The organism is Acidimicrobiia bacterium (assembly GCA_012959995.1).
Taxonomy (GTDB): Bacteria; Actinomycetota; Acidimicrobiia; order Acidimicrobiales; family MedAcidi-G1; genus MedAcidi-G2B.
This window is the reverse complement of record DUCC01000011.1, coordinates 94,624-113,958: the sequence shown is the minus strand read 5'-3', so window position 1 is coordinate 113,958 and position 19,335 is coordinate 94,624. Positions and strand designations below refer to the sequence as shown.

The window sequence follows — 19,335 nt, the reverse complement described above, 5'->3', positions numbered from 1 at the left end:
GTTTAGGAAGGAAGCATCCGGGCATGGGTAAGAAACGCCGTGTGGGCCACCATGCGGTGATCTGGCCGAACCGCCGGGGGCTCAATATGCCAGGTCCGGTTCAACACCTCAACCGTTTCAGCAAAAGCAAAACCGTGTTCGGTCAAGGCCTCACGAAAGGTAACGGCCTGCACGATGCTCGGGGTGTAGGCCAAAATGATGCCGCCGGGACGCAAGGCCTTAACAGCATGGGGCACCACCTGCCAAGGCTCCGGGAGATCCAGGATCACCCGATCCAAGTTGGTTTCGGCGATACCTTGGTAAACATCGCCGATGGTGATTTTATAGCGATCCATCACTTCGGTGCCCAAAACTGCGGTCACGTTTTCTTGGGCTCGTTGGGCAAAATCTTCACGGATTTCATACCCCACAATGTCCACGCCGGCGCGCAACATGGTCATAGACAAAGCCCCCGATCCAATGCCTGACTCCAGAACGCGTGCCCCGGGGAACAAATCAGCCATCATCAATATTGGGCCAAGGTCTTTCGGGTAAATAACTTGGGCACCCCGCGGCATTTTCAAAATAAAGTCCGACATGGTGGGCCGCACGGCCAAAAAGTTTTCACCTCGACTCGACCGGCATCCGGTGCCATCAAGGTTGCCAATCAAATCATCATGACTTACCACTCCGGTATGCGAGTGAAATTCACCGCCGCTTTCCAAAGTGATGAGGTAACGCCGTTTTTTTCGGTCTACCAGCAACACATGGTCGCCGATGCTGTATTCGTTGCTCATAAAGAGGTGGGTTCCTTTTTTGCGGTGGGTCCAAGTTTTACCGGGACGTCTTGGGTGGCTCGTTCGACCAGACGACAAAAGGCGCAAACTTCGCTGCTGCAGGGCGCTCCACAGGCCGTGCAGGGGCTAAGCGCCGGGCGGTCATCAATCGTTTCGTTTTCTAGCGGCGTAAAGCGATCTACCGCTCGAGCCAAGAACCCCGCATAAAAGTCGTGCTTGCTGCCTGGCGATTGCGCTTCCAAAAGGTTCAATACCTCTTTGTACCCGAGGTGCTTGTTCCCTACTGCTTTCGGGCATTCATCAACGATGTAGTCAATGCCCGTTAACACGCAGTAGGCGGCCATCTCTCGTTCTCCCAGTCGCACTAAGGGTTTTACCTTGCGGGGAAAACCCTGGCCGGCGGGCAGTACCGGTTTTTGTCGCCCCAAATAGTCGCTTTGCCAGCGCAAGGTGTTGCCCAATAAAACCGCTGCTTCGTCGTCAAGGTTGTGGCCCGTCACCACCACGTCGTAGTTGCCTTCGGTGGCCGCTTGGTCAAAGAGGTGGCGTTTACTTAAGCCACAGGCGCTACAGGGGGTTCGTTTGGCTGCTCGGGACCCAGAGGGAATGTCGTACCCGTAGTCCCTGGGGAGATCAATAATCCGCAAATTTACGTCGCGGGTTTTGACGTATTTTTCCACGTAGGTCACTGACTGCTCAGAATATTCTCCAATACCCAAACCGATATAGAGCCCATCAACTTGGTAGCCCATGTCTAACAAGATGTCCCAAAGAGCCAACGAATCTTTCCCCCCGGACACGGCAATTAAAATACGATCGTCGGGAGAAAACATGTGGTGCTCGGCGATGGCCTTGGCCACTTGATCTCGACACAAGCGCAAAAAATGTTCAACACAAAAGTTAGCGTTATGGCGCCGCAGGTCGATAACTGCAGGCTCCCGACAGACCCGACATTTCACGAGTGGCCACCAGAAATCACCGAACGGATTTCAATATGATCTTCGTGAGCCAGCATGGCGTCGCCCGGCACCAGGGTGCCGTCCCGGATGACCAGCACCGACTCACGGTTGAGTTCCAAGCGATTCAAAAGCGCAACCACCGACATTGTTCCCTTGAATTCCAAGGTGCGGTTGGGGTTACGTAATTCTACCTTCATGCGCTGTTTTTTTCTTCTGCGGAGGGGGCCTTATGGCGAATTTCTAGCGTTTCCCCGGCTTTCAATTTTTCAGAAAAAAGCACCGGCCCGCTCCCCCGTTTACTGGTTCGCCCAACAAAACGCAAAACGGTGGCCACCAAAAAAATAACCTGCCAACCGCGATGGCCACCCATTAGTCCGCGCCGCACTCCGGTACGCAGGAGCCCACTCAACGAAAAATGCATGATTAAAGGCGGCGAATCTCAACCGTGGTGGAGGCAATCCGCCCCACCCGTCGCCCTAAAAAATAAGCGACGGTAACCACTGCTACACCCAGCATTACTGCTCCGGCCAGCAGCGACGTTCGGTGCTCTTCTAAGTTTCCCAAAGGCCCCCCGGCTGTCCGCCGGAGTTCTTCTTCTAAGTCCGCTGGAGTAATTTTCTCAACCATTGAGCCCTCTTTCGCCACCAATGCGACTCAAAGCAAGAGCGGTCACCCCGCTAAGCGCGGCCGCCATCATTAGGTAAGGCAGCCACGACCACCAACCAACAAAAAAATGGATCTCTTGAAGCCCCCGCAAACCGCCGATTGCTAAAAGAACCAAACCCAGCCCAGAAAAAAGAGCACTTAAAATGCCGTTAATCAAAAAACGGCCCGAGGCACGCAGTGGGTCCACGGTTTCTTGACGCAAATAGCGCCCCAGCAGATCAATCAGGTCACCTGATTCTCGTTTACGTCCCATGATGGCTCCACGCTATCCAAACGAGTGGTGGCCCGTTGATCTGACGGTTAGGAAACTAGAACCGGAAACGGTTCCAACAAAGCCAACGGCGGGCCTACGGGGAAGGCCACCAGATCTAAAACGATTTGGTCGTGGAGTTGAAGAAGATTTTCGGGAAGCGGATCGGCATTGCTAATCAGCGCAAAGGTCAAGGTGCGTCCCTCTAACGTTTCGACCACACCGGCCAAGCTCACTACATCATTCAAGGTGCCAGTTTTTGCGCGCACCCGGCCTTCGCCCGACGATCCCACCAAACGGTTGCGCATGGTGCCGGTAGAGCCGGCGAGGGCCAAACCGCTCCGGAGGTCGGTGGCGTCCCATCCACCAGTATCCCCAAGCAAATCCACCAAAAGAGAACAAGTAACGAGGTTTCCGGGGTCCAGGCCTGACCCGTCAGCGGCCACTATTTCTTGTAAGAATATTTCCCCTAAAGCGCCGCTCATTTCTTGAAGGCCTTGCTCGGTGGTGCCGTGCCCATAAGAGAAACCAGCCAAAGCTTTGACCAGCAGTTCCGCCGTGGTGTTATCGCTGGCCTGCAACATTTGCGCAACCAAGATTGCCACAGGGGGCGAATCGATAGAGGCCAACTCGACCAAAGCATCCTCGGGAGCAAGGCCAGAACTGGCTCGTTGATAAATCCTCAAAGAACGGTCTTCAAGTAAATCATCGAAGAAGGCCGCGGCAAATGCCGCAGGATCTTCGGTGGCGGTGTTTAAACCATTCGCCGTATTTTCGCTATCCCACTGAGAGAAACCGTCATTAACCGATAACGCACTCAGCGGCCCAGATTGGTTTTGGGCACCGGCCCGAAAACGCTCCGGCCAGGTGGCTACCCAGCGCAGATCATCAAAGTAACTTTCATCACCAACTACCGCTCCGGTGATGGTGTCAACATCGGCGGCGGCGATCTGGTCGGCCAGCAAGTTGAGGTCCGTGTAGGGCAAGGGTGTCGAAAAACGGTCGGCATAATCGGCGGTCATAAGTAACGGATCGCCGGCTCCCACCAGCCAAATGTTGCCGTCTACCACCCCATCAACGGGACCACTTTGTGCCATAACCCGTGTAGTAAAAACATAGTCGGGGCCCAGCACCGCCAGAGCGGCGGCGGCCGTTAATAACTTTTGTGTGCTGGCGGGCACCAGAGGCAAATCTGCTTGATGGGCATAACGGGTTTCCCATCTTTCGTTCACTGCTAAGCAACTGCCGGCGGGGAGTTCCGCCACCGCTTCGTCCAAGGTTGCCACCAATCGGCGTTGCGCTTCGGGCCCTTGAAGAACTTCTGGCAATCGACGACCCGAGAGCAGTGGGGTGGACAAGCGAGGGGCTGCCGCCTCAACAGTCAACGGTGGGCGGTTGGCATCGACATCGGTCACCTGGGACTGCCAAAAAGCACCCACCGCTACCAAAGCGAACACTAAGGGTAAAAATAATCTTGAGACCACGAGGGCATATTAGAGGCCAAACCCGCCTCTGCGTGTGCAAGCCGTAGTTTTATGCACTATTGCCCGTAAGGTCATTTCTCACCGCCCCTGTCACCAGCCTTCAGCAAGCGAAGTATTTATGTCCTATTCCGTAGCTCTTTCTGAACATCCTGACCCCGGGGTGGCCACCGGCGAAGCTGTGGGCCAGGTAATGGAAGCCTTTAGCACCCCGCCCGATGTGGTTTTACTTTGGGTCACCGAACCCTTTGCCTCCCACCTAAAAAGTATTGCCGACACCGTTCAGCATCTACTGGAAACTCCTTGCTTGATGGGGGTAGTAGCGGAAACCGTGTTGGCAAATCATCAAGAAATTTTTGGCACCCCAGCTGTTTTGCTTTGGGCCGGGCACACCGAAACGGCCCGTCCTTTTTCCATACACCCCGGAGATTTACTTCCTCAAAGCCAGCACGATGGTGATGCGTTACTCCTTTTTTACGACGCAGATTTTCACTATATGGCTGAACTTTTAGACGATCACCCTTCTTACGACTGGATAACCGGCGGGTCCAGTTCGGCAAAACAATGCTCACTTATCCTGAACGGACAGCCACAGACCAGCGGAGCGGTGGGGCTAGTATTTCCCACCGGTTCCGTCAACGCTCCCCGCTTGACCACCGCTTGTCGACCTATCGGCGACCCATTTATTATCACCGACCGAAGAGGCCACTTAATCGAACTGCTGGGGGGCCGCCCGGCTATGGAAAGGCTTGACGCGGCGCGAAACTCGCTGTCTGAAGAAGACCAAAAGCTCTTGCCACGCAGGTTGTTTATCGGGCAAGTGGAGCGTGAAAGCAAAAGCGATTTCCAGGCCGGCGACTTTCTTATACGCCCGGTGGTTGGCAAACAAGAAAACACTGGAGCAATAGCCATTGGCTACCCCATAGAAATAGGGGCCACCGTTCAGTTTCAAATAAGCGACCCGGAAGTGGCTATTCAACAAACAGAAGAAAAGTACCGCCACTGGGAGGCCGACTCTTTATTGTGCTTCGTTTCAAAACACCGAGGGAACACCTTGTTTGACGAAGAAGGCAAAGAAGCGGAGCTCCTCTTGGAGGCTCTTGGCTTTCCGACAATCGCCGGGATGTATTGCACCAGCGAAATAGGCCCCACGGCAACCTTTGGTGCCTTGCACTACTGCTCAACTTCCACCCTGCTCTTTAGCGCACTTGAATAATACCCGACCAACCGGTATCGGGGGGATAGTGTGGCCGCTGTCTCTCCCCTCAACGAAAAGTTTTTCTTATGAGCAATTTGGCCCTTGAAAAAGAAGCAGTAAACGTAGTACGTGCCTTGGGCATGGATGGTCCGCATGCGGCTCGCTCCGGCCACCAAGGAACGGCCATGGCCTTAGCGCCTTTGGCTCATGTTTTATGGACCAGGGTCTTGAACTACGATGCCACAGACCCCGCTTGGCCCGACCGGGATCGCTTTATTTTGTCGCCGGGGCACGCCTCGATGTTGTTGTACTCCATGCTTCATCTCACAGGCTACGGGTTGACCCTCGACGATCTTAAGGATTTCCGTCAATGGGATTCAGCAACTCCCGGCCACCCCGAGGTTGGGCACACCGCAGGGGTCGAGGTAACCACCGGACCGTTGGGCCAAGGCTTCACCAATGCCGTCGGTATGGCCATAGCAGAACGCAACTTGCGGGCCCGTTTTGGGGCGGAACTTTGCGATCACTTCACTTACGTGATTTGCGGCGACGGCGATCTGGCCGAGGGCATCAGTCACGAGGCCGCTTCGCTGGCTGGGCACCAAGGCTTGGGGCGACTTATCGCCGTCTACGACGACAACCACATCACTATTGACGGGCCCACCGAAATCGCCCTCTCCGACGACGCCCCTACCCGCTTTGCCGCTTACGGGTGGGAGGTCATTGACCTCGGAGAAGCAGCCGAAGATTTAGACGCCATGGAAGCTGCGTTGCAATCCGCAAAACAAAGCACCGACCGGCCGACGCTTATTGTCTTGCGCTCGCATATAGGGGCCCCTTCACCGGAGGCAGATACCTCTGGCGTGCACGGGTACGCCTTGACCGACGATGGTATTGCCGAAACTAAACGCCGTTTAGGGATGCCCGAGGATCAATCTTTTTACGTGCCCGATAATGTTTTGGACTTTTATCGACAGGCCGGCCAACGCGGGCAACAATCTCGCCAAGCGTGGGAAGACCGTTACCGCAACTACTCCGGAGACCAAGCCGCTTGGGACGCCAGCCAGAACGGAACCGGTCTCGCCGATTGGAGCGACCAACTTCCTACCTGGTCGCCCGGCGATTCAGTGGCCACCCGTAAGGCTTCCAACGAGTGTTTGCAAGCCTTGCTTGACGCAGTGCCCGGACTCATCGGCGGCGGTGCCGACCTCACCGGTAATACCGGAACCACCATTATGGGCCACGGGGTGCAGAGCAGCGAGTGCCCAGAGGGTCGCCAAATTTACTTTGGGGTGCGGGAACACGCCATGGGAGCAATCTGTAACGGTTTAGCTTTACACGGCGGGTTTGTTCCCGTTAACGGCACTTTTTTAGTCTTTAGTGATTACATGCGCGGAGCGGTGCGCTTAGCGGCGTTAACCCAAGCAAAAAACATTTTTGTGTGGAGCCACGACTCGGTGGGCGTTGGCGAAGACGGCCCCACCCATCAACCTATTGAACATGTGGCTTCCTTGCGGACCATGCCCGGTCTGCGAGTTTTGCGTCCGGCGGACGCCAACGAGACCGCCGCCGCTTGGCAACTCGCTATCCAAGGGCCCGGTCCTTCCGCACTCATTTTGACTCGACAGAACGTGCCAGTTTTGGCAGGAACCGATGACTACGCAAAGGTGGCTCGCGGCGCTTATGTCTTGAGCGATGCCCATCAGCGCCCAGACATCATTTTGATGGGAACCGGCAGCGAAGTTTCTTTAATAGTCGAGGCGTCAGAGACCCTGCAGAGCGAAGGCTTGGCGGTACGGGTCGTTTCTATGCCTTCCATGGATCTCTTCGCGGCACAAGATGCGGCTTACCGTGAAGAAGTTTTGCCCCCCGGCGTACCGGCGGTCTCTATTGAGGCGGGCAGCACCATGGGTTGGCATCGTTGGGCCGACCTCCCTCTTGGCATTGATCGCTTTGGGGCTTCCGCTCCCGGAGACGAGGTTATGGCCCGCTTGGGAATGACCGCCGAAGCCGTCGTAACTGCCGCCCATCAACTCGTTAACCGTTAGGAACCCCATGAGCCGACTTCATGACCTTTTCAATCAACAGGGACAAAGCCCCTGGTTGGATAATTTGCGCCGCTCGTGGGTGGCCTCTGGAGAACTGCAAGATTGGGTAGACCGCGGGGTACGCGGTATTACTTCTAATCCATCCATTTTTGAAAAAGCCATGACCGGTACCGACGCTTACGATGAGCAACTGCGAGAACTTAAAGCATCCGGGGCCTCCATTGAAGAAAGCTACTGGGCTTTAGTGGTCAGCGACATTGAAGGAGCACTAGGCGTCTTGCGCCCCCTCTACGAAGCCAGCGATGGGGTAGACGGCTTTGTTTCGGTGGAGGTTGACCCCACCTTGGCCCCCGACACTGAAGGCACCATTACGGCAGCCCGGGCCTTGCATCAACGCATAGACCAACCCAATGTTTACATTAAGATTCCCGCTACCCAAGCAGGCATTCCAGCCATCGAGCAGATGATCGCCGAAGGCCGCAGCGTAAATGTGACCTTGATCTTCTCTCTTTCTCGCTACCAAGCAGTCATGGAGGCCTACCTCTCGGGCCTTGAACGCTGCCCGGGTGACCTTTCTGCGGTTTCTTCCGTGGCTTCTTTCTTCATCAGCCGTACCGAAACTGAAGTAGATAATCGTTTAGACGCCTTGGGTACCCCAGAAGCCAGTGCGTTGAAAGGCCAGGGAGCCGTCGCTCAGGGGCAAGCGGCTTACCATTTGTTTTTAGAAACCTTTACCGGGCCCCGATGGGAAGCACTGGTGGCTCGGGGGGCCAAGGTTCAGCGGCCTCTGTGGGCATCGACCTCCACAAAAAACCCTGACTACTCCGACACTCTGTACGTTGATGCCCTCATCGGCCCCGACACGGTAAACACGCTGCCCGACAACACCCTGGCCGCTTTTGCTGACCATGGCACGGTGGCTCGTACCGTAGATGCCGACCCAGCACAGGCCCATCAAGTACTGGCCAGTTTGGAAGCTTTAGGGGTGAGCATGGAAGATGTGTCGCAGGTACTTGAAGATGAAGGGGTGGCGGCCTTTGTGAAATCATTCGACGATTTGCTGGCCAACTTGGCGGAAAAGGTCGCTACTTTTTAATCCCTGCCCAGTCCGTTTCTTTTTGCTACGGACTGCTACGTTGGGGCCATGCCAGACCACACCGCCGTTGCTTCCCCCACCGCCACTTGTTCTCTCGCCGCCACCCTGGAGGCCATCGGCGACCGCTGGACCTTGCTAATTTTACGAGATTTGTTTCGCGGCGTACGACGCTTCGAAGACCTTCAACGAGACCTCGGCATCGCACGCAATCTTTTGAGCAACCGGCTAAACAAGCTCATCGACCATGAGATCGTTGGACGACAGCCCTACCAGCAACGCCCGATTCGCCACCAATATATTCTCACCGCCAAAGGGCGCGACCTCTCCCCCGCCCTCATTGCCCTCATGCATTGGGGAGACACCTGGTACGCCGAAGAAGGCCCACCCACGCTGCTGGTACATCAAACCTGCGGCACTCCACTAGACCAAACGGTGCACTGCTCTCACTGCCATCAAGACATCACCGCTCAACAAATTTCTAGCCGACCCGGCCCTGGCCACACCCCGCAGTTAAGGAACACCCCATGACCTCATTTCCTACCGGCCCAGAACTTTTTTCGTTAGCCCGTCAACGCCGCCAAGAACAGTTCGGGGATCGCATTACTTTTAGCCCAAAAGTTTTCATTCCCCTCACCATGCTGTGCCAAGATCGCTGCGGTTACTGCACCTTTGCCCAACCACCGGCCCGCCTTGAGGCGCCTTACCTCTCCCCAGAACAGGTCCTCGAGATCGCCCACCAGGGTGCACTCATGGGCTGCCACGAAGCCCTCTTTACCTTGGGCGAGCGCCCAGAATTACGCTACCCCCTGGCCGCCGACTGGCTCAAAGAGCACGGGTACACCTCCACCATTGATTACTTGGCGGCCATGGCCCAACTGGTTCTCGACGAGACGGGGCTCCTCCCCCACGCCAACGCCGGCGCCTTGAGTCAAGACGAGCTGCAGCAACTCCGTTCTGTCTCTCCTTCGCAGGGGATGATGGTCGAGTCGCTGGTCCCCGACTTGGCTTGCCACCGGGGTGCCCCAGACAAAGACCCAGCCCGCCGTTTAGCCACCTTGGAGGCGGCCGGGCGTTTAGCCATTCCTTTCACTACCGGCATTTTGGTGGGCATCGGCGAAGAACGCCTTGACCGCATTGCTGCCTTGGAGGCCATCGCTGCTGCACATCTTCGCTACGGACACATTCAGGAAGTAATCGTGCAAAACTTTTTGCCCAAGGCAGGCACGGCCATGCACCAGTCCCCGCCTTGCCCGGTCGACGACTTTCTGGAAGCCATAGCTTTAGCGCGGCTCATTCTGCCCCCCGAGGTTCATGTGCAAGCTCCGCCAAATTTGACCGACGACTTTGGCCTGTTGCTTGATGCGGGCCTTGACGACTGGGGCGGGGTTTCCCCAGTTACCGCCGATCACGTCAACCCCGAACGCCCTTGGCCGTCGCTAGACAAACTCCGCCAGGCCACCGAAGACCGAGGCTTGGTATTGGCTCCTCGACTTACCGCCCACCCCGAGTTTGTTACCGACCCAGACCGCTGGTTCGATTCTGCTTTACATTTCCCGATCATGGACCGTTCAGACAGCGAGGGCTTAGCTCGCGACGATCCTGGGGCTTTTTTTCCTGAACGCTTTGAAGCGGGCCCCGAACCAGACAGCGAGATGCAAGCCATCGGCGAACCCTCGACGAGTTGGTGCTCCGGAGTGCCGGTTACCCCACTTACCTTGGTACCGGCTCCCCATAAAATTACCGGCCACCTTCGAGAAGTCCTCAATGGGGTCCTCGCCGGGCAAGAAGTCGGTGCCCCAGAAATGACGGCACTCTTTGCTGCTCGCGGTCCTCAAGTAGCAGCAGTAGCCGAGGTCGCCGACCAGTTACGCAAAGACGCGGTGGGCGATGCGGTGACTTGGGTAGCCAATCGAAACATCAACTACACCAACGTGTGCACCTACAAGTGCCGTTTTTGTGGTTTTTCAAAAGGCCCCTTATCGCTGAACTTGCGGGGCCGCCCTTATCTTCTGGAATTTGATGAAATTGCTCAACGAGCCGCCGATGCGGCCCGCATGGGGGCCACGGAGGTTTGCCTTCAAGGGGGCATCCACCCGGACTTTGACGGCGACTACTACATCAACGTGACCCGCGCCGTGTGCCAAGCCGTCCCGGACATGCATGTTCACGGTTTTACCGCTTTGGAGGTCACCGTGGGGGCGCAACGTTTGGGGCAACCTCTCGCCGAGTACCTCAAACGCATCATGGAAGCTGGGCTAAAGACTTTGCCCGGCACCGCAGCAGAAATTCTTTGCGACGAAGTGCGGGCCGACCTTTGCCCCGACAAAATCAATACCGAAGAATGGCTCGAAGCGCACCGCACGGCCCACCAAGTGGGTTTACGATCCAACATCACCATCATGTTTGGCTCCATCGAACGCCCCGAACATTGGGTGCGCCACCTGTTGCTTTGCCGAGACCTGCAAAAAGAGACCGGTGGCTTTACTGAATTCGTGGGGCTTCCTTTTGTTCACATGGCATCGCCCATTTATTTACAACATCGTTCGCGCCGTGGGCCTACCTTTAGAGAAACCCTGCTCATGCATGCCGTAGCGCGCATCACTTACCACGGGTTGATTGACAACATCCAGGCCTCCTGGGTAAAGATTGGCTTTGACGGCGTACGCCAACTCCTCCAATCGGGGGCCAACGATGTCGGCGGCACGCTTATCGATGAAAGCATCTCTCGGGCCGCAGGCGCCGACCATGGACAGCAGGTCACCGAAGCGGACCTGAGCCGTCTGGTGGAGCCTTTGGGGCGCTCTTTACAACAGCGCACCACCCTGTATAAACCGGTAACCAGAGCTACCCGCCTTACAGTAAACCGCGCCGATGACGGCCGGGTGTTAATACCGGTGGTCGGTGCTTGAAACAACTTGCGCCTAGTGTTGCCCCATGAGTTTGCATACCTACCGAACCGGCAACGACCAGATAGACCAACAAATACTGGAATTCGTGGAGGCGGTGCCAAACGAGAACCGGGACCTCATCGCAGAAATCTTGGTTAGCGCCTTTCGCCTCGGTAATGAAAATGCCGACCGGGGCGAACTAAAACTGGTCAACAGTGCTTTGAAAGAACTGCGGCACGCTTTTCATGTTTTCTCTCCCTACCGAGACCACCGAAAAGCGACTTTGTTTGGTTCCGCCCGCATTAAAAAAGGCGACCCCACGTACCGAAGCGCTCGCCAGTTCGGGGCCGAAATGGTTAAACGAGATTGGATGGTCATGACCGGCGCCGGGCCAGGGATTATGGCCGCCGGTTTAGAAGGAGCAGGTACAGAAAATTCTTTCGGTATTAACATCGATTTACCTTTTGAGAACACCGCTAACCCCTTCATCGCCGACGACCCCAAGTTGATTAACTTTAAATATTTTTTCACCCGCAAGGTCACTTTCATGAAGGAATCCCATGGCTACGCCTTGTTGCCTGGAGGCTTCGGCACCATGGATGAGGCCTTCGAGCTTTTAACTTTGATGCAAACCGGAAAATCCCCCATTAGTCCAGTGGTTCTTTTGGACCCCCCGGGCAGCACCTACTGGGAGCGCTGGGTGGACTTCATCCGTGCCGAACTCCTTGAAGGACAGTTGATAAGCGAAAACGATTTGGCTTTCATCTCGGTCACCAACGATCCGGCGCAAGCCGCCAATCACCTGTGCCACTTTTATTCCACCTTCCATTCAACCCGTTTCGTGGGGGGCCGCTTAGTCCTTCGCCTAAACCGGATGGTCGAAGACGCTGAACTCTCTGCCTTAAATACAGAATTTGGCGACCTGTTAGAAAGCGGAAGCATCGAACGCATTGAGGTCACCAGCGCAGAATTAAAAGACAACGACCAGGTGAGCCTTCACCGTTTAGCTTTGCGTTATCACCGTGCAGGCCAAGCCCGGCTCCGTCTAATGATTGACGCCCTTAACGACTACCCGAGTTAAAAAACGTCTTGACCCGCAGGGTCTAACAATATGGCGGCTTTCTCCACCGCTCGTCGAGCACGGGTCAAACGCTTTTCCAAAGGCGTTGTCTTCTGCCGGCCTTCTTCTAGAGAGTCCCGAAGATCCGCAAGGGCCAGGTCGGCAATTTCTTCGGAAATAGCCATTAGACGACTACTTATTTCTTGATACTGATCGCTCATGTTGCGCTCCTACTTGTCGTCGATGGCTTCTGCCAACAACTCTAAAGGGTGTCGTACCTTGGCCCCCGCTGCTTCAAGATGCAAAGCACAACCGGGGTTTGCACTCACCACCTCGTGGTTGCCAGCCCGAGCGATGGCTTCCATTTTGCGCTTACGCACCTCTTGGGACAGGTCGGGGTGCACGAGAGAGAACGATCCACCGGCTCCGCAGCAAAGCCCTTCATCATCAAGTTCCACCACTTGGGCCACCGGACCAAGTACTTCACGAACTGCTTCATGACATTGCTGGGCGTGACGAAGGTGGCAAGGGTCTTGAACAATTACTGGCGGCCGTTCGGTTTCCTTGAGGGGAATTTTTGCCAAGCGCTCTGGGTGTTTAGCAAGCCACTCTTGGACATCAAAAACCCGTTCGGCAAATTCTTGGGCTTGCTGTGTACCCAAGAGGTGTCCGTAATTTTTTAAGGCGGCCCCGCAACCTGCAGCATCGACCAGAATCGGGTGCTGACCGGGCAGCGAATCCATTACCTGCTGTGCTCGTTGTCGGGCTTGGTCGGTTAACCCGGCGTGTTCGTGGAGTGCCCCGCAGCAACCCGTGGTCGGCCCTGAAAGCATCACCGTGGTGCCGCTGGCTTGTAGCACTTTTTCGGCCGCTCGGTGCACTTCAGGCATCCACGTGTCCATGACGCATCCGGTGAACAGCACTACTTCACCGGTTGAAGTAGCGGTGGACTTGGGGCGCCGCAAGGAGAGCTTTTTGGGCCACAGCGATGAGTTGCGGGGCAGGAGACCCAGACGCTGTCCAACGGCCATCGCTCTGCTCCCCCACAAAAGCAACCGGGGATGTTTAAGGACCCAAAGCCCGGCCCGGAGTTTGCGCCCCGGAGTGCGCTGTTGCGCCATAGCGGTTTTTGTACCAGCAATAAGCGATCCGTACTTTACCCCCGAAGGGCACGCCGTTTCGCAGCCCAAACACTGGATGCAGGTGTCCAGAGAATCGAACCATTCATTGTCCATGGCCAGAGTGCCCTCTTCTGCCGCTCGCATCAAGTTGATACGGCCGCGCGGCGAGTAGCGCTCATCGAGCGTCACTCGATAAGTCGGGCAATGTGGCAAACAAAGCCCACATGAAACACAGACCGCCAAGTCATCTGGATCGAGGTCTAAAGGCAAGTTCATGTGGACATCCGTTGCGGGTTGCGGCCCGGGTTTAGTCGTCCCTCGGGGTCAAATTGGTGACGAAGTCGATCCACCACCCGTTGAACCTCTGGGGCGATCACCGGTGCCTCTGCCGGTTGAGGAGCGTAAAGAACTGAGGAACCCACGTCAGCAATGGTGCCGCTTTTTAGTGGCCCTTCGGTCAAGCGTTGTCGGTGCGGAGGCAACACCATGGGGCACAGTGGGCCGCTCGTTTCGAGGCCCAGGGAGTGAAGTTTCATTGCTTGTTTTTCTACGTCTTCTTGGTAGCCCTCAAGGCAAACTGCGGTTTGCTGTCCATCCCACAAAATGGTGGCCGGGCGGTAGATCTCGGTTAGAAAACGTTGGGGACTGGCTGCACCGCTTAGCCACCTGGTCGCTTCCGGCCGAGGCCGGGTGCGTAAAATTACTTGGCCAAAAAAACCCAAGGTGCCCAGTGAGCCCACCAACAATCGGCAGAGATCGTAGCCCGTAACGTTTTTCACGGTTGGTCCGCCGGCCTTTATCAACTCACCTTGGGCATCCACGTAGTCGGCTTGCAGCAAGACATCCCGGGCGGAACCTATGCGGCGGCGGCGCAGGCTGTCGTGGCCTACCGCTAATGCTCCCCCCACGGTGGCGCCCGGAGGACCGTCAAGAGCCACTTCTTGACCGTGCTCGGCTAGCGCCTCATCGAGTGCCGCCAATAGGGTGCCGGCACCCAGGCTAACCGTCATCTCTGAGGGGTCCAGAGCCTCGATGCCTTGGGGTGCAGCCACTAGTCGGGCTTGGGGATCTACCGAACCCCCGAGTTGCCACCGGGTGCGTCCCCCTACTACCGCTACGGGTCCGCGAGGGCCCACTGATTGGCGAAATTCTTCGAGAGCGTTCATACCCATGTGCCCTCTGGTGGCTTGTCCATATGATTTATTTCGGCGCAACTTGACCCACCGGGCAGCACTTTGTGGGGGTTTGCCCGTTCATCGGGGTCAAAACTGTGGCGCAATTTTGCTTGGGCGGCCAGATCATTTTCGCTAAAGAGGCGATCCATAAAACGGCGCTTTTCTAAACCAATACCGTGTTCTCCAGAGAGCACTCCGCCCGCATCTAAGGAGGTTTGTACGATCTCTTCTCCGGCGGCCAACACGCGATCCATGATGCCCTCTTCTTGAGGATCAAAGATCAACAGTGGGTGCAAGTTTCCGTCCCCGGCATGAAACACGTTCATCACTAACAGGTCATAGCGTTCCGCCGTTTCGTATACCTTGTTAATGACCTCGGTAAGTTTGGTACGAGGTATCACCGTGTCATGCAAGTAATAACCGGGCTTTACTTGGGCAATAGCGCCGAAAGCGTTTTTGCGACCTTTCCAAATCCGGGCTCGTTCTTCCTCGTCGGCCGCTACCCGCACCGTGCGGGTTCCACACGCCAAAGCTATTTCCGTGATTCGTTCTACTTCGTGTTCAACTCCATCGGCCAGGCCATCTACTTCAATGATTAATACGGCGGCTGCATCTTGCGGGTAACCGACTTTTATGAATTTTTCGACCACTTCGATAACTTTTTGATCCATCATTTCTATAGCCGCCGGAACAATGCCCGCGCCAATAATTGCGCTCACCGTGTCGGCTGCTGTACCGACATCTTGGAAATCCAGCAGCATGGTGCGCACCGCAGGAGGGTCGGGGGTAAGTCGGACCGCTACTCGAGTAGCGACCCCCAAGGTTCCTTCACCGCCCACAAATGCTCCACGCAGGTCGTAACCACCGGTAGGGCCTTCAGGGTCGCCAAAAATAGCCACCGAGGCATCGGGAAGCACCACTTCTACCGCCAAAATGTGAGCGCTGGTCACCCCGTAGGCCAAGCAGTGGGGTCCTCCAGAATTATTAGCCACATTGCCGCCGATGGTGCACGACTGTTGGCTTGAAGGGTCAGGAGCAAAATGCAGACCGGTACCTCGAAGGTGGTTGGTGAGGTCAAGGTTGATTACTCCGGGTTCCACCCAGGCAAACTGTTTTTCTGCGTTCACTTCAAGAATTTTGTTCATCCTGGTGGTGACGATCATTACCGGGTTGTCACAAGGAATGGCCCCTCCGGCTAAACCGGTACCTGCTCCGCGCGGCACAAAAGACCGGTCGTGTTTTATGGCCGCTTGCACACAGGCCGCGACCTGCACCGTGGTTTCTGGAAAACACACCGGTCCGGGCTGCCCACCTGGAAACACCGAACTGTCTCGACTATATAAAAGTTGTGCAGCGCCCCCGAAAGAAACGCTTTCCACTCCAAGCGCTTCTCGAAGTTCGGCAAGTAATTGATCTGGCACAATGTTCTTTCTGTTCTGGTCGCTACTTATTGTGCCACAGTGGGTTACTTTGGTGGCCGTTGGGCACATGACCGCGCATTAACGGTATGAACCCGGTAGGAAAGGTAACCGTGAATCGTCTCCGCACCATAGCCACTCGTGGCGATACCCCTGTCTTGGCGCTGGCCATGTTGACTGGGCTGTTGGTGGCTTTCATTATTGCCGGCTTTGAGGCGGTTACCGACAAGCTTTTGCTAGCCAGCGTAGAGCATTGGCCTCTTTGGCAGTTGATGGCCGCCCCGGGGTTGGGTCTTTTGGGGGCCGGGCTCATACTTCGTTACTTGGGCCGAAACTCTTCTTCGGGCACCTCTGATGAGTTTATTCGTGCCTTTCACGAACGTAACCCCCGCCTTCCATTTCGGGACCTTCCCGCTAAGTTGCTGGCCGGAGTAATCACCATTGGTATGGGCGGAGCGTTAGGCCTTGAGGGGCCCTCGATCTATGCGGGAGCTACCGTTGGCCTTTCAGTTCGTGATCGTTTTAGCAACTGGTTACGCCGCGAAGATGTGCGGGTTTTATTAACTGCGGGGGCCGCAGCCGGCGTAGCAGCAGTTTTTAAGGCACCAGCCACCGGGGTGCTTTTCGCTTTAGAAGCCCCGTACCGCGATGACGTAAACCGACGGGCTCTGTTGCCCTCATTGCTGGCGGCCGCCACCAGTTACGTCACCTACATTAACTTGATTGGTCACGATGCTGCCGTGCCATTTTTAGACGACCCTCATTTTCGTTTAGGGGCCGACAGCAGCCAGATGTGGTTCACCGCCGACGACCTCAACGCCATGTTTAGCGGGGTAGGCACCAGTGACATGCTGGGTGCCCTGATCATTGGAGTGGGTGCCGGGTTAGGTGGGCGCTCTATGGCGTGGCTCGTGCGCTGGGCAAAAACCCAGGCAAAATCCATTGACTTTCTGCCCCGGGTGCTGGCCGGAGGCGTCGTTTTAGCGTTACTGGCGCTCTGGTCTGACCTTATGTTTGATGCTCCACTGAGCATCGGACCGGGCCAAGCGGCCATGGCTTGGGTGGTTCGCCCGGATAACGGCTTGGGCCTCATTGCGTTACTTTTTGGCATCCGTCTAGCCGCCACTATTGTCACCTTAAGTGCGGGCGGGGTGGGTGGCCTTTTTATTCCTTTAGCGGTCCAGGGGGTAATCCTTGGGCAATTTACTGGACAATTTTTAGGAGCCGATCGACCAGGCCTTTACCCCACTTTGGGTTTGGCGGCTTTTTTGGGGGCCGGATACAAAGCCCCTATCGCTGCGGTGATGTTTGTTGCTGAATCAACCGGTGGGTCTTTCGTAGTGCCGGCACTGGTTGCGGCGGCAGTAAGCCAGGTGGTGGCCGGCAAATCTTCAGTAGCCGACCATCAGCACAGCACTCGTTTGGGGCATCTGGAGCGCCGCTTTACTTTGCCCATCACCTCGGCTTTAACCACCGACGTCATGACCGTGCCCCCCGATGCCACAACTTCTGAATTTGTTTATCTTCATGTTCTGGGACGGCGGGAGCGCTCCGTGCCGGTAGTGGACGGTGGCAGTTACCTGGGGATGATCAGCCTGTCTGATCTTTCTGAAGTGGACCGTTCGCTTTGGGATGAAACACCCGTTTCCGATCTGGTGCGCGTTGACCTTCCAGCGGCGCGCCCGTCTTGGTCGCTTCGTGATGCCATCGTGGCCATGGAAGAGGCGCACATTGATGTGCTCGCCGTCGTTGACGACGAGCACAGGTTCATCGGAGTAATCTACGAAAACGACATTTTAAAACTTGACGAGATTTTAGAAGAAACAGACAGCTAACCGCACGCAGTTTTTAAGCCGTTTCTTCTTCTTCGTCAAATTCCTCGGCCCAGGCGTCATGCGCTGGGGAGGCAGGTTTATCTTCGTCGGAGTCCAAGCTGTCAAAGATGGAATCCAAGTCGAGGTCCTCGTTATGTTTAAGCGCTCGCGCTTCTTCAAATCGGCGATGCCGGCCTTTTTTCACGGCGTCACTCCCACTGCTAGTCCAAACAAGTAATACGCCACTCTAGCCACCCTGACCGCAGTCGGGGGCGCATTTTTTTAACCTTTACGTTCTTCTAAGAGCAAGCCGCCGTCTTTGTCGAACGAAAGTGTCGCTTTACCGGCCAATAAGTCTGCTACTGGCCCCCCGATTATTTCGTGTCGCCACCCGGTGCGCATCCGGGCATCGGCGTCGCCGCGTACCAGTGCTTCAATGTCGGCACGCGTCCCCAACAGCGTTGGGTCCAAATCAAATTGACGGGCTGCTTGGCTAACCCAAGCAGAAACCAGCGTTACGCCAGCCCGCAAATCTCGACTGTCTTCTTTTTTGCGGCGGTCGGGTTTCGGCAGCGGCGGCAAGTGGGCGGCTTCTTCCAAGGCCTGCAAAATGCCTTCGGCCATCCCAGCTTTAGTGTGGCGTCCATCTACCCCACGTATTTTGCGCAGGGCATCAATATTTTTCGGTGCTTGCTGCGCTATGGAAACAACGGCCAGATCGGGGAGCAAACGACGCACGGGAATGTCTTGGCCAGCCGCTTCACTCTCCCGCCAGGCCGCTAACGCACGGGCATTGTTTCGGGCTGGGCCTTTGAGGTGGCGGGCTTCTTTTATTCGTTTCCAAGAATCGTCGGGATTGCGTCGACCGCGTTCTCTTTCAAGAAGTAAATCACATTCATCTTGCGCCCAAGTTAAGCGACCCAGTTTGGTCAATTGAGCAGTCAATTGGTCGTAGATCTCCAAGAGGTGCAACACGTCTGCCGCTGCATAGTTGCACTGCGACTGGCTTAAGGGCCGGGCCAACCAGTCGGTTAGTCGATCCCCTTTAGCGAGCTTTATACCCATTTCTCTTTCGTGAAGTGCGGACAGAGAGGGGGTGGACATGCCAACGAACCCGGCCGCTATCTGAGTGTCAAAAAGGTGACGAGGCATGGTCGCACACAGGCGATCAAATACTTCAAGGTCTTGGCCGGCGGCGTGCATAACGATGACCACCTCGCTCTCCAGCAATGCAGAAAATCCTTGAAGATCAAGGGGCAATGGGTCGACCAGGACCAAACCGTCGGACCAGGCAATTTGAATTAACCCGGTTTGCGGAAAATAGGTGCGCTCTCGATGAAACTCGGTGTCAATAGCGACTCGTTCTTGAGCGCATAAGGTCACCA

Annotated in this window: 19 protein-coding genes; 7 read left to right on the top strand and 12 right to left on the bottom strand. The window is 56.0% G+C overall.

What is annotated here, in order from left to right; all coding sequences use genetic code 11:
- Positions 1-2: 2 nt before the first annotated feature.
- From EYQ49_03250 to dacB, 7 genes are read right to left on the bottom strand one after another with little or no spacing between them, the layout of a single operon-like run.
- Positions 3-776 (bottom strand): tRNA (adenine-N1)-methyltransferase, encoded by a 774-nt coding sequence (locus tag EYQ49_03250; GenBank protein ID HIG24898.1) that lies wholly within the window; start codon positions 774-776, stop codon positions 3-5.
- Positions 773-1,735, bottom strand: coding sequence for an adenine nucleotide alpha hydrolase family protein (locus EYQ49_03245; protein HIG24897.1), 963 nt, complete (start codon positions 1,733-1,735; stop codon positions 773-775). The genes EYQ49_03250 and EYQ49_03245 overlap by 4 nt, the downstream gene beginning before the upstream one ends.
- Complete coding sequence (locus EYQ49_03240; GenBank protein ID HIG24896.1) at positions 1,732-1,932, bottom strand: thiamine biosynthesis protein ThiS; 201 nt, start codon at positions 1,930-1,932, stop codon at positions 1,732-1,734. The genes EYQ49_03245 and EYQ49_03240 overlap by 4 nt, the downstream gene beginning before the upstream one ends.
- On the bottom strand, positions 1,929-2,156 hold the full coding sequence (locus EYQ49_03235) for a hypothetical protein (GenBank protein ID HIG24895.1): 228 nt from the start codon (positions 2,154-2,156) through the stop codon (positions 1,929-1,931). The genes EYQ49_03240 and EYQ49_03235 overlap by 4 nt, the downstream gene beginning before the upstream one ends.
- A gap of 2 nt (positions 2,157-2,158) precedes the next feature.
- Complete coding sequence (locus EYQ49_03230; GenBank protein HIG24894.1) at positions 2,159-2,362, bottom strand: hypothetical protein; 204 nt, start codon at positions 2,360-2,362, stop codon at positions 2,159-2,161.
- Positions 2,355-2,654, bottom strand: a complete 300-nt coding sequence (locus tag EYQ49_03225; protein ID HIG24893.1) for a hypothetical protein — start codon at positions 2,652-2,654, stop codon at positions 2,355-2,357. The genes EYQ49_03230 and EYQ49_03225 overlap by 8 nt, the downstream gene beginning before the upstream one ends.
- A 47-nt stretch (positions 2,655-2,701) precedes the next feature.
- Complete coding sequence (gene dacB, locus EYQ49_03220) at positions 2,702-4,135, bottom strand: D-alanyl-D-alanine carboxypeptidase/D-alanyl-D-alanine-endopeptidase (GenBank protein ID HIG24892.1); 1,434 nt, start codon at positions 4,133-4,135, stop codon at positions 2,702-2,704.
- Between the two features lie 118 nt (positions 4,136-4,253).
- On the opposite strand from dacB, the gene EYQ49_03215 reads away from it, so the two are divergent.
- The 6 genes from EYQ49_03215 to EYQ49_03190 all read left to right on the top strand — a co-directional run bounded on the left by EYQ49_03215 (position 4,254) and on the right by EYQ49_03190 (position 12,443).
- Positions 4,254-5,348, top strand: a complete 1,095-nt coding sequence (locus EYQ49_03215) for a hypothetical protein (GenBank protein HIG24891.1) — start codon at positions 4,254-4,256, stop codon at positions 5,346-5,348.
- A 68-nt stretch (positions 5,349-5,416) separates the two neighbouring features.
- Positions 5,417-7,378, top strand: a complete 1,962-nt coding sequence (gene tkt / locus EYQ49_03210) for a transketolase (GenBank protein ID HIG24890.1) — start codon at positions 5,417-5,419, stop codon at positions 7,376-7,378.
- A 7-nt stretch (positions 7,379-7,385) separates the two neighbouring features.
- Complete coding sequence (gene tal / locus EYQ49_03205) at positions 7,386-8,474, top strand: transaldolase (GenBank protein ID HIG24889.1); 1,089 nt, start codon at positions 7,386-7,388, stop codon at positions 8,472-8,474.
- A gap of 48 nt (positions 8,475-8,522) precedes the next feature.
- The gene (locus EYQ49_03200; GenBank protein HIG24888.1) at positions 8,523-9,002 is read left to right on the top strand and encodes a transcriptional regulator; all 480 of its coding nucleotides are present in this window, start codon (positions 8,523-8,525) and stop codon (positions 9,000-9,002) included.
- Complete coding sequence (gene cofH, locus EYQ49_03195) at positions 8,999-11,383, top strand: 7,8-didemethyl-8-hydroxy-5-deazariboflavin synthase subunit CofH (protein HIG24887.1); 2,385 nt, start codon at positions 8,999-9,001, stop codon at positions 11,381-11,383. The genes EYQ49_03200 and cofH overlap by 4 nt, the downstream gene beginning before the upstream one ends.
- Positions 11,384-11,408: 25 nt before the next feature.
- The gene (locus EYQ49_03190; protein ID HIG24886.1) at positions 11,409-12,443 is read left to right on the top strand and encodes an LOG family protein; all 1,035 of its coding nucleotides are present in this window, start codon (positions 11,409-11,411) and stop codon (positions 12,441-12,443) included.
- Here the strand turns inward: EYQ49_03190 and EYQ49_03185 are convergent.
- Genes EYQ49_03185 through EYQ49_03170 form a run of 4 tightly spaced genes read right to left on the bottom strand, consistent with a single transcriptional unit; the run spans position 12,440 to position 16,208 of the window.
- On the bottom strand, positions 12,440-12,643 hold the full coding sequence (locus EYQ49_03185) for a hypothetical protein (GenBank protein HIG24885.1): 204 nt from the start codon (positions 12,641-12,643) through the stop codon (positions 12,440-12,442). The genes EYQ49_03190 and EYQ49_03185 overlap by 4 nt on opposite strands.
- 9 nt (positions 12,644-12,652) lie before the next feature.
- On the bottom strand, positions 12,653-13,819 hold the full coding sequence (locus EYQ49_03180; GenBank protein HIG24884.1) for a (Fe-S)-binding protein: 1,167 nt from the start codon (positions 13,817-13,819) through the stop codon (positions 12,653-12,655).
- On the bottom strand, positions 13,816-14,715 hold the full coding sequence (locus EYQ49_03175) for an FAD-binding protein (GenBank protein HIG24883.1): 900 nt from the start codon (positions 14,713-14,715) through the stop codon (positions 13,816-13,818). The genes EYQ49_03180 and EYQ49_03175 overlap by 4 nt, the downstream gene beginning before the upstream one ends.
- Positions 14,706-16,208, bottom strand: a complete 1,503-nt coding sequence (locus EYQ49_03170; GenBank protein ID HIG24882.1) for an FAD-binding protein — start codon at positions 16,206-16,208, stop codon at positions 14,706-14,708. Before EYQ49_03170 ends, EYQ49_03175 begins: the two co-directional genes overlap by 10 nt.
- Before the next feature lie 17 nt (positions 16,209-16,225).
- Between EYQ49_03170 and EYQ49_03165 the strand changes: the two genes are divergently transcribed.
- A complete protein-coding gene (locus EYQ49_03165) occupies positions 16,226-17,971 on the top strand; it encodes a chloride channel protein (GenBank protein HIG24881.1) in 1,746 nt (581 codons plus the stop codon).
- Positions 17,972-18,232: 261 nt separating this feature from the next.
- On the opposite strand, the gene EYQ49_03160 is transcribed toward EYQ49_03165, so the two are convergent.
- A complete protein-coding gene (locus EYQ49_03160) occupies positions 18,233-19,333 on the bottom strand; it encodes a ribonuclease D (protein HIG24880.1) in 1,101 nt (366 codons plus the stop codon).
- Positions 19,334-19,335 lie beyond the last annotated feature (2 nt).

Excerpts from the sequence above, each read along its gene's own strand:
- EYQ49_03185 (HIG24885.1), bottom strand. The coding sequence starts at position 12,643 with ATGAGCGATCAGTATCAAGAAATAAGTAGTCGTCTAATGGCTATTTCC.
- EYQ49_03180 (HIG24884.1), bottom strand. The coding sequence starts at position 13,819 with ATGAACTTGCCTTTAGACCTCGATCCAGATGACTTGGCGGTCTGTGTT.
- EYQ49_03225 (HIG24893.1), bottom strand. The coding sequence starts at position 2,654 with ATGGGACGTAAACGAGAATCAGGTGACCTGATTGATCTGCTGGGGCGC.
- EYQ49_03235 (HIG24895.1), bottom strand. The coding sequence starts at position 2,156 with ATGCATTTTTCGTTGAGTGGGCTCCTGCGTACCGGAGTGCGGCGCGGA.
- EYQ49_03170 (HIG24882.1), bottom strand. The coding sequence starts at position 16,208 with ATGTGCCCAACGGCCACCAAAGTAACCCACTGTGGCACAATAAGTAGC.
- tal (HIG24889.1), top strand. The coding sequence starts at position 7,386 with ATGAGCCGACTTCATGACCTTTTCAATCAACAGGGACAAAGCCCCTGG.
- EYQ49_03215 (HIG24891.1), top strand. The coding sequence starts at position 4,254 with ATGTCCTATTCCGTAGCTCTTTCTGAACATCCTGACCCCGGGGTGGCC.
- cofH (HIG24887.1), top strand. The coding sequence starts at position 8,999 with ATGACCTCATTTCCTACCGGCCCAGAACTTTTTTCGTTAGCCCGTCAA.
- EYQ49_03200 (HIG24888.1), top strand. The coding sequence starts at position 8,523 with ATGCCAGACCACACCGCCGTTGCTTCCCCCACCGCCACTTGTTCTCTC.
- tkt (HIG24890.1), top strand. The coding sequence starts at position 5,417 with ATGAGCAATTTGGCCCTTGAAAAAGAAGCAGTAAACGTAGTACGTGCC.
- EYQ49_03175 (HIG24883.1), bottom strand. The coding sequence starts at position 14,715 with ATGGGTATGAACGCTCTCGAAGAATTTCGCCAATCAGTGGGCCCTCGC.
- EYQ49_03190 (HIG24886.1), top strand. The coding sequence starts at position 11,409 with ATGAGTTTGCATACCTACCGAACCGGCAACGACCAGATAGACCAACAA.
- EYQ49_03250 (HIG24898.1), bottom strand. The coding sequence starts at position 776 with ATGAGCAACGAATACAGCATCGGCGACCATGTGTTGCTGGTAGACCGA.
- EYQ49_03165 (HIG24881.1), top strand. The coding sequence starts at position 16,226 with ATGAACCCGGTAGGAAAGGTAACCGTGAATCGTCTCCGCACCATAGCC.
- EYQ49_03230 (HIG24894.1), bottom strand. The coding sequence starts at position 2,362 with ATGGTTGAGAAAATTACTCCAGCGGACTTAGAAGAAGAACTCCGGCGG.
- EYQ49_03240 (HIG24896.1), bottom strand. The coding sequence starts at position 1,932 with ATGAAGGTAGAATTACGTAACCCCAACCGCACCTTGGAATTCAAGGGA.